This window comes from Acetobacter cerevisiae (assembly GCF_001580535.1).
Classification (GTDB): Bacteria; Pseudomonadota; Alphaproteobacteria; order Acetobacterales; family Acetobacteraceae; genus Acetobacter; species Acetobacter cerevisiae.
Genome location: NZ_LHZA01000151.1, coordinates 76017 through 85738 on the forward strand (window position 1 = coordinate 76017; position 9722 = coordinate 85738).

8 protein-coding genes are annotated in these 9722 nt (G+C 60.3%); 5 read left to right on the top strand and 3 right to left on the bottom strand.

Translation table 11 applies throughout. From position 1 onward, the window contains the following. Window positions 1-4: 4 nt before the first annotated feature. The 3 genes from rfaE1 to AD928_RS10235 are packed head-to-tail and all read left to right on the top strand — an operon-like array spanning window position 5 to window position 4148. Window positions 5-1438, top strand: coding sequence for a D-glycero-beta-D-manno-heptose-7-phosphate kinase (rfaE1, locus tag AD928_RS10225; RefSeq protein WP_062250323.1), 1434 nt, complete (start codon window positions 5-7; stop codon window positions 1436-1438). Beyond that, entirely contained in the window at window positions 1435-2631 is a 1197-nt protein-coding gene (locus AD928_RS10230) for an AGE family epimerase/isomerase (RefSeq protein WP_062250291.1), read from the top strand. Before rfaE1 ends, AD928_RS10230 begins: the two co-directional genes overlap by 4 nt. Then, window positions 2628-4148, top strand: coding sequence for a replicative DNA helicase (locus AD928_RS10235; RefSeq protein ID WP_062250293.1), 1521 nt, complete (start codon window positions 2628-2630; stop codon window positions 4146-4148). The genes AD928_RS10230 and AD928_RS10235 overlap by 4 nt, the downstream gene beginning before the upstream one ends. 106 nt (window positions 4149-4254) lie before the next feature. Here the strand turns inward: AD928_RS10235 and AD928_RS10240 are convergent, their stop codons facing one another. After that, window positions 4255-5862 carry a tannase/feruloyl esterase family alpha/beta hydrolase gene (locus AD928_RS10240; RefSeq protein WP_062250294.1) on the bottom strand — a complete coding sequence of 536 codons (1608 nt, stop codon included), beginning with the start codon at window positions 5860-5862 and terminating at the stop codon, window positions 4255-4257. 144 nt (window positions 5863-6006) lie between these two features. Here AD928_RS10240 and AD928_RS10245 point away from each other — a divergent pair, with 144 nt between their 5' ends. Further along, a complete protein-coding gene (locus AD928_RS10245) occupies window positions 6007-7197 on the top strand; it encodes a DUF3500 domain-containing protein (protein WP_062250325.1) in 1191 nt (396 codons plus the stop codon). Window positions 7198-7205: 8 nt separating this feature from the next. Further along, window positions 7206-7751, top strand: a complete 546-nt coding sequence (locus AD928_RS10250) for a hypothetical protein (RefSeq protein ID WP_062250296.1) — start codon at window positions 7206-7208, stop codon at window positions 7749-7751. 27 nt (window positions 7752-7778) lie between these two features. On the opposite strand, the gene AD928_RS10255 is transcribed toward AD928_RS10250, so the two are convergent. Beyond that, window positions 7779-9221, bottom strand: a complete 1443-nt coding sequence (locus tag AD928_RS10255) for a PepSY domain-containing protein (RefSeq protein WP_062250298.1) — start codon at window positions 9219-9221, stop codon at window positions 7779-7781. Next, on the bottom strand, window positions 9218-9722 hold a 505-nt coding region (locus AD928_RS10260), incomplete at its 5' end, for a hypothetical protein (RefSeq protein ID WP_209436684.1). The genes AD928_RS10260 and AD928_RS10255, both read right to left, overlap by 4 nt.

The following is a 9722-nucleotide window of genomic DNA, read 5'->3' on the forward strand; positions in this document are numbered from 1 at the left end:
GGGTATGGATTTTTCGTCAGTTTCGGTCCTCTGCCTTGGGGATGTGATGCTGGACAGGTTCCTTTACGGAACCATGGAGCGGATTTCGCCAGAAGCTCCGGTGCCGGTGCTTCTGCTGGACTCCCGGCGGGAAATGCCGGGCGGGGCAGGGAACGTCGCCAATAACGTCATTTCTCTGGGTGGACGCGCCATTCTGGTCGGGCTGGTCGGGCAGGATGAAGCCGGGGGTGTGCTGCGGAACGCTCTGGGTAATCAGGCCCGCGTGGTGGATGCCACCGTCTGCTCGCCTGCGCGCCCCACCATCTGCAAGACGCGGTTTATTGCCGTGCATCAGCAGGTGGTCCGCGCGGATGAGGAAAGTCGGGCTCCGCTTCAGCCGGAAGAGGCCGAGGCGCTGTGCCGTGCGATTGATGCGCAGATTGATCAGGTTCAGGCCGTTGTGGTGTCGGATTACGGCAAGGGCGTGTGCAGCCCCACCGTGCTGACGCATGTGTTCACCATGGCCCGCGCCCGCGGCATTCCGGTGTTTGTGGACCCCAAGACGGCGGATTACACCCAGTATCGCGGTGCGACCTGTATCACGCCGAACGCGAAGGAACTCGCTCTGGCCTCCGGCATGCCGGTGGGGACGGAAGCGCGGGCGGAACTGGCAGCCCGTACCGTCATGGCGCAGGCGGATGCCTCGGCTATTCTCGCTACGCGGTCGGAAAAAGGCATGATGCTGGTCCGGCGCGACGGCCCCGTGCTGTCTGTGCCTGCTCGTGCGCGGGAAGTGTTCGACGTCTCCGGGGCAGGCGATACCGTTATCGCCACCATGGCGCTGGGTGTTGGCTCAGGTATGTCGTTCGAGCAGGCCATGCGTGTGGCCAATGCCGCAGCAGGTGTTGTGGTGGGCAAGCTGGGCACCGCTACGGCAGACATGCAGGAAGTGCAGCACGAACTGGAGGAACAGTCCGGCCCGGATGACATTCCGCATCTGCTCCCACTCTCCGCAGCCTGTGCGCAGGTGCAGCGGTGGCAGGCGCAGGGGTTGAAGGTGGGCTTTACCAATGGCTGCTTTGACATCATCCATCCCGGCCATGTCGGCCTGCTGGCCGAAGCCCGCGCGGCATGTGACCGGCTGGTGGTGGCGCTCAATACCGATGCCAGCGTCCGCCGCCTTAAAGGCCCGACGCGCCCCGTGAACTCTCTGGACGCCCGCGCCCGTGTGATGGCCGCCATCCGCTATGTGGATGCCGTGGTGTCCTTTGATGAAGATACGCCGCTGGAAACCATTCGCGCGCTGATGCCAGATGTGCTGATTAAAGGGGCGGATTATAAACCGGAGCAGGTTGTGGGGGCAGATATTGTGCAGAGCAATGGCGGGCGGCTCGTGCTGGCCACTCTGGCCGCAGGGCATTCCACAACGGCTACGATTGGACGGATTCAGGGATCATGAGTCGCACACTTCCTCCAAATCCTCTGACAGATGCCCAGACAGATGGCGCACCGTTGCCGCTGGTGGCCGTGCGGGACCGGTTTTCTGACTGGCTGTTCCAGAAGGCTCTGCCCTTCTGGGCCACCACGGGGTGTGATGGCACGCCGCATGATCTGGCCTTGCTGGGCGCGCAGGAATCTCTGACGCTGGAGGGAGAGCCCGCTCTGCCGCCGTTCAAGCGGGTGCGCGTGCAGGCGCGGCAGTTGTTTGCGTTCTCATGGGCGGCCTTGCAGGGGTGGGAAGAAGGTGTGTCCCGCGCCCACGGTATTTTCCGCTTCATGCTGCGTGCGCGGCGCGAAGATGGTGGCTGGGTGCGGAGCCTCACGCGGGACGGCGGTGTGAAAGACAACACGGCAGACCTGTATGACCTCGCTTTTGTGGTGTTCGCACTGGCCTGGTACGGGCGGCTGGAAGGCTCTGGCCGGGCGGAAAAGCTGGCGCGGGAAACGCTGGTCTGGATTCAGAAAAATATGGCCACGCCGGACGGTGGCTTTCTGAACTGCCTGCCGGATGACGGCGCACCCCGGCAGCAGAACCCGCATATGCACCTGCTGGAAGCCGTGCTGGCGCTGTATGTCACCACCAAGCACGAGCCTGATCTTGCTCTGGCGCATACGCTGTACCGGCTGTTCCGCACGCGCTTTTTTGATCCTGTAACGGGCACGCTGGGCGAGTTCTTCACAAAAGACTGGCAGCTTGCACCCGGTGAGGCCGGGCAATGGGTTGAGCCGGGGCATCATTTTGAATGGGTCTGGCTGCTGGGCGAATATAGCCGCCTGAGTGGCGTGGATACGTCCGAACCCGCCATGCGGCTGGCCAGCTTTGCGACCCGTTTTGGTATGGTGCCGGAAACGGGCCGGGTGCGTGATGTACTGCGCCGGGATGGCACGGTACTGCGGGGCGGCTCCCGCCTGTGGGTGCAGGGGGAAGCCCTGCGTGGTGTGCTGAGCCAGGATAAGCAGGACAGCCGGGGTATGGCAGTGCGTCTGGCGGACAATCTTCTGGACCATTATTTTACCGGCTGCCCGGTGGGCACATGGGTAGACCAGCTGGATGCGGCGGGTGCGCCTGCGGTGACAAAAATCCCGACCAGTTCCCTCTACCACATCATCACCGCGTTTGATGCGCTGGATCAGGCGGCAAAGAAGGCATGAGCATGACCCAGACCCAACCCGCGCGGCAGGAAGAAGAAACGCTTCTGTCGCTCTCCCTTCGCCATCCTCCTGCCAACCTTGAAGCAGAGCAGGCCCTTCTGGGTGCGCTGCTGACGAACAACCGGGCGTATGACCGCGTTTCGGACTTTCTGACTGGCGCGCATTTTGCCAATCAGGTGAATGGCCGCATTTATGATGCCATTGCTCGCCGGATTGAAAACGGCCAGCTGGCGGACCCTGTGACCCTGCGGGCCGAACTGGAAAATTCCGGTATCCTGAATGATGTAGGCGGCATGGCCTATCTGGCCAAACTGCTGACCTCCATGGTCGGCATTATCAATGCCGGGGATTATGGCCGCGCCATTCATGATGCGTGGATCCGTCGCCAGTTGATTGATATTGGCGAGACCGTGGTGAACAGCGCGTTCGGTACGATCTCTGACCTGTCCGGCCCCGACCAGATTGCCGCGGGGGAAGAGGCGCTGTTCCGTCTGGCCACCGAAAAAGGACAGGACGGCGGCTTTGTGGTGTTTGACCGCGCCCTGACCGACGCCATTAAAACAGCCGAACTGGCCTTCCGGCGGGAAGGGCATGTGTCCGGCCTGACCTCCGGCCTGCGCGACCTTGATAAGAAAACCGGTGGCCTGCATCCGTCGGATCTGATGATTCTGGCTGGTCGTCCGGCCATGGGTAAAACGGCGCTGGCCACCAAGATTGCCTTCTCCGCAGCCCGTGCGCTGATGATTGAGGCGGAAGAAAAAGGGCCGGGTGTTGAGCCAACTGGCACCGTCGCTATTTTCTCGCTGGAAATGTCGGCTGAACAGCTGGCGACCCGTATTCTGTCCGAGCAGGCGGAGGTTTCCGGTGAAAAAATCCGTCGTGGTGACATTGGCCAGAAAGAGTTTGACCGCTTTGTGCGAGTAAGCCGTGAACTGGCCCGCCTGCCACTGGTGATTGACGATACGCCGGCCATCTCCCTTTCCGCCATGCGCACCCGCTGCCGCCGCCTGAAGCGGACGCGTGGATTAAGCCTTGTGGTGGTCGATTACCTCCAGCTGATGCGCCCCTCCGTTGGTACCCGCCCGGAAAGTCGCGTTCTGGAAATTTCCATGATTACACAGGGCCTGAAGGCGATTGCGAAGGAACTGGAAGTGCCGGTTATCGCTCTCTCCCAGCTCTCCCGTCAGGTGGAAAGCCGCGAAGACAAACGCCCGATGCTCTCGGATTTGCGTGAATCCGGCTCGATTGAGCAGGACGCGGATTCCGTGATGTTTGTGTATCGAGATGAATACTATCTCCAGCAGCGTATGCCCAAGGAAACAGCCTTTGATTCCATGGAGAAATACTCAGCAGCGCTGGATGACTGGCAGCGCAAGATGAGCCTTGTGCATAACAAGGCCGAACTCATTCTGGAAAAACAGCGTCACGGCCCCACCGGCGTCGTGCATCTGTTCTTTGAAGGCGAATACACACGCTTTGCCGATCTGGATATGGTGCATGAGGAGCCGCATCACTAAGGGCTGTTCTGCACTCTGTCAGTGAAAAACCAGAGTGCAAAAAACCAGTTTTCAGGCTGACCCATGATAGGATGGGGCAGCCTGAACTGTTTTTGGATGGTGTGTGTCAGTTCGCTTTTGCGGGCGTTACACACGCAAAACTCGCCGCATCGTCCATGCTGCCTTTACCATCATAGCGGGCAACGGCGGGCCAGGCGCAAAGGGGGCGGGTGCGGGTCACTTTGCCGTCTTCCACGCGGGCGGCAATCAGTTTGTCCGGGGCAGTCTGGTTGCTTACCCAGTTATCAATCGCGCCCAGTTTGCTAAATGTGTCACACCCGGCCCCGCCATAACAGTGGCCCATGCCGGGGATGGTGATCAGACGCATGGCATCCTTTGCGCTGCCACCAGCATTTTTCATCACAGCCTGATAATAGTCTGCCAGCTGTTCCGGGTTGTGCCCGTCATTCCAGCCAATATACATCAGCAATTTGCCACCATGCCGGAAGAACGGGGTCAGGTTGTCATCCACATGGAGCAGCGGGCCGACGGCCTGCGTGGCTTTGGCAATGTCAGTATCCCAGTTCAGGGTCGTCCAGTCCCAGTTCGGGTTCTGGAATGCTGCATATTTGAAAAGATCAAGTGCTACAGGGAAGGCTTTTCCGTCTGCAGAAAAACCGTCCTCGCTGCCTTTGGCCGGGCCGGGGAAAAGAACCTGATGCGTGCGCGGGTTGACCGGACCCTGATAAATCTGTTCAACAGACTGCACTTCAGACGCGGTCAGGCAGCTGGAGGTGTCCGCGCCCTTACAAAGCAGGTCTTTAGGTTCAAAATGGCAGGCGTCAGGTTCATCCAGAAACCCCTGCTTTTTGCCAACAGGCGTTGCACAGGCGTTCATCACAGCCTTGTTCAAAAGCTGGAATTTCTCGCGCGGCACACGCAGGGCGGGGTTATGGTAGCTCATCCACCCGGCCCAGAGCTGCTCGGCATTGAAATTCACAATGGGGTTGGGTGGTGCGCCTACAACAATGCCGTCATAATCCTCGGGGAAGCGTTTGGCTTCAATCAGGCCTTCCAGCCCACCCAGTGAGCAGCCAATCCAGTAGGCATGGCTGGCGTTCTGGCCGTAGAAACTATGGATTAGCGTTTTGGCGGTAGTGGTCATCAGGTGATCAGCGCGGTAGGCGTAATCCACCATTTTTTCGGGATGGCCGAGGGTGAAGCGGCCGCCTTGTCCTTCCGGTGTGCTGCTATCATGCCCGGTATCCGTGCTGGCCACGGCGTAGCCTTCGCTCACGCCGGTTTCCATGCCCTGATACATCAGTGAGCCTGCCCAGCCGAAATTTCCAACGCCCAGAAAACGCCCATTCCAGCCCTTCAGCGGCATCCAGACTTCAATGCGGATGGCAGAGTCAGACGAGGGATGCAGCGTTGCGGCAACCCGGCAGAAGGCCGGAGTGCTGCCTCGTGTAGGTTTGCCCGCTACATTCATGCCGGGTGCGGACATAATGCGCGTCAGCTGCGTCTGGGGGGCCTGCCATTGCCCGGCTTCCACCATCTGCACGGTTGTAAACGTGGTATCGGGCAAGGCCTGCCGGGCCAGATCGGCGCAACTGGTGGCGTGGGCGTTTGTGGGGCGAAGGAGGGGGGCGGAGACTGCCAGAACAGCTGCCGCCAGACACAGTGTTTGTGTGCGGTGGGCCAGAACAGGCTTCAGAGAAGCACGGAAAGGCATGGAAAGCTCCTGTTATTAAGAGACTGAACTCTACGCCTGACAGACCATAGGGGAAGCACCTTGATCCCGCCAGAATTGGAAGGCAGTCTGTGCAGCACAGAAGAGTTGTTAAAATTGCCCGGCTGCGGGCGCGGAGTGCGTTTCATGCAAAAGACTTTTGTTGTGGCGGCAGGATTGCTGCTGGCTGCACCTTCTCTCGCGGCTCAGATGGTGCAGCCAGCCGTTGCGGCCTCCACTGAGGAGGAGGGACCTGTGCAGCAGACACAAAAGGGCGTGGCCGCGGCGCAGGCCTTTCTCGCGACGTTCGATACGCAGGGGAAAGCGACTGTGCAGTTTCCGTTTGTGGCGCAAAAGTCTGCTGTGCTGGCGCGCTTCCGTCGCACAACACCGGGGGGCCCGGCTGAACCGGTGACGAGCGCCAACGCAAATGCTCCCGTAGCGCGCGGGCCGGGCATGGGGCCGCCGGGTGGTTTTCTTGGTGAGCAATACGGCAAGGCCATGTGGTCCAACTTCCCGGTCAGCGACGTGCCGCGCCCCGGCCGCCAGATGGGCAGCCTGACGGCGCCGCAGCGCGCGGCGGCCATGGCGCTTCTGAAAACCCTTTTGAGCGAGAAAGGGTTTCAGAAAGTGCAGGACATCATGGGGTCGGATCAGGCTTTGACGGATGAAGGCACAAATTTTGCCTCCGGGAAAGCTGTTTACACCATCGCTGTTTTTGGGGAACCGAGTGCCACAACGCCGTGGATGGTGCAGTTTGGTGGCCATCATCTGGGCCTGAATATTGTGATTGATGGCGCACATGGCGTGATGACGCCCACTCTGACGGGCGCGCAACCTGCTGTGTATCAGGCCGGTGGCAAGACCGTGCGTGTTCTGGCCGGCGAGAATGACAAGGCTTTTGCCCTGCTGGACGCGCTGACGCCTGCCCAGCGCAAACAGGCCATTCTGCCGTATAAAGTGGAGGATCTGGTGATGGGGCCGGGGCATGATGGCGAAACCATTGTGCCGGAAGGGCTGAAAGGTTCCGCCATGACGCCCGCGCAGAAAACGCTGCTGCTGGATGTGATTAGTGAATGGGCAGGCATTTTCAATCCGGTTTATGCCGCCCCGCGCCTGAAAGAAATTGAGAGCGATCTCAATGAAACATGGTTTGCATGGAGCGGGCCGACCTCCCATGCGCCGGACCGTAACGGTTCCTCGTATTACCGTATTCAGGGGCCGCATCTGGTTATTGAGTTTTCTCCGCAGGGCGTAGGGGGTGACCCGACCCTGCATGTGCATACGGTCTATCGGGACCCGACCAATAGTTACGGCAGCCGGTTTACCGTCAAATGAGTGTGCGCATGACCTTACCCAAAGCAGCATTTATTGGCGGGCTGGTGTGTCTGGCTGGCGTTCATCAGGCCTCGGCCCATCGGCTGGATGAATATTTGCAGGCCACAACTGTAAATCTGGCGCGGGAGGGCGTGACGCTCCGCCTGCGCCTGACGCCCGGCGTGGATGTGGCGGGGCGGGTGATCCCGCAGATTGACCGGAATGGGGATGGCGTGATTTCGGCGGCGGAACAGCAGGCCTATGCGGCCCAAACTGCTCATTCTCTGAGTGTTACGCTGAACGGAAAGCCGGTTGCCTTGCAGGCAGTATCAGCCAGCTTCCCCACGCTCTCTGCTATAAAAGGCGGGGAGGGGGTGATTGCTCTCCAGTTTTCTGTGCCGCGCGTTTTGCAAAAAGGTGCTTATCATCTGGCCTATACCAATCACGGGGCCGGAGCAGATACGGTGTATCTGGTGAACTGCCTGCAACCGAAGGACCCGGGCATTCAGGTGCAGGGGCAAAAGCGCTCAGCGGATCAGGCGTCTTATCAGCTTGATTTTGTTGTGACGCAGTAGGGCTGTTTAAAAACTCTGTCAGGCTGGTCAGCCGGACCTTTTCATCCGACTGAGGTGCATCAGCCGGAGGCGTCGGATACCGATAATGACGCCTGACAGAAACACGCAGAACACGCCAGTCAGGAGCGGCAAGGCTATGCCCCAATGTGTGGGGGCGTCACGCAACCATGGCCAGAAATCGAGATCGTGAAACCCGTAAACCAGCCAGCGCGACTGGCGAGCGGGCTGATCCAGCATGGCCAGCACCGCTCCGGATTGTGCGTCCAGATAGATCAAAGTGCCGTCTGCGGCCTGCGCACGCCAGACGGGAAAATGCCGTTTATGCGTGGGGCGGCTGAAGTAATAGGCGTCTGCGCTGGTAAGAAAGGTCAGGCTCTCTGCTGTTTTGAGCAAGCCTGCAGGGCGTAGAAACTGGACAAGTTGCTCTTTGGTGAGAGGGGCGGGGGCGAGTGTTTCGTCTAGCCTTTGAAAGACAGATTTTTGCAGGGCTTGCAGGAAAACATGCCCGTCCAGCAAGGTGCTTTTCACGCCGGTCCAGCCGGTAGGGGCTGCGGTGTCAAGCCGGGAAAGCAGAGCCCGAATCTCTGCACCCGTCACGGTGCCGGTCACGCGCAACGGGTTCACCGCGTCCGGTTTGCTGTGGAACAGGCCGCCCGGTGACATGCTGAGCAGCCCGGTTGTTACCCAGAGCAGGGCCAGCACGCCAAACATCGTTCCACTGACATGATGGACACAATGCCACCCCCGGTAAGGCGTAAAAGGGGACCTGCGCCGGAGCCGCAAAACGCCAATCCACAACCCGGTAACCGTCAGAAAAACGCCTGTGCCAGACAGCACAATCACGACCTGCTGCCAGAGAGAGGGATGTTTGCGCAGCTCTGCCGGATAGAGCCAGTGCGGGATAGCGCCAACCCATGCCCATACGCGGGTCGTGCGGGTTGTCGCCTGCATGACCTCGCCTGTCAGAGAGGACACGTAAACCTGCGTGTGGTGAATGTCCGGGAAGAGAAAACGATAAAATCCATGTTCCCGGCCATGAGTATCCAGAACCCACTGGTCGTCCGTGGTGAGGCCGTCAAACACTGGCTGATCTTGTGTACCAGTCGCGCGGGCATAGCGTAGGGCGCTGGTGGCGGCGTCTGTCGGGGGAATGCGGCCCGCAAGGCCTGTGCGCAGATTGAGCGCAAAAGGCGGCCCGTTTTCCGGGGTGAGCGTCAGAACGGGTTCCTGCCCGACCATGCTGATCTGGAACGCCTGAAAGCGTTTGTCCCTGTCGAGATCGCGTAAATTCGGAAGGTGTGCAGGCCACTGGATTTCTGCCGGAACATGGGCAAGGGCACGGTCATCCGGCTGAGGCCATGTGTGCCAGAGCATGACAATGCCGGACGCGCACCAGCCTGCCATAAGCAGCCCCATGCCAAGCCCCAGCCATCTGTGTGTCAGATAAAGCGCTCTGCGGAGTGCCTTCATGCCGGGGCGTTATACAAAGCCATGGCGGCGGCCTGTGCGCCGCGCGTCCAATGCACGGCCACATAGGCCTGCACAATCTGCTGTGCGGCCTTGGGTGCCATATCCAGAGTGAGCGCCGGCATGGTTTCGAGATACTCAGTGGCCGTTAGCAGAAGGGGGCGAAAAGCCTCTTCCAGCATGGCCCCGCGTTCCCGGTGTGTGGCGGGCAGGCTGGGTGTCAGTTTCAGGAAAAGCGCTTGGCCGTTGCGTGCAATAACGTCTTCCTGCTCCGGGGGCGGTAGCAAAGCCAGACGGGCGGCCTGCAGGGCATGGAAACGGGGCGGGCATGAGCGCAGCAGTCTGGCAAAAGTCGGGTGATAAGCCTCAGCCGTCCGATATGGGCGGGGCAAAGAGGAAAGGGGCGAGAACGGTCTCACGGTGTTTACTCCTGCCTTCCGGTACATCCCGCCCGGCGGCACGGTCCTGAACGACAACAGCAGGTCTCCTGGCTCGCGGATACGC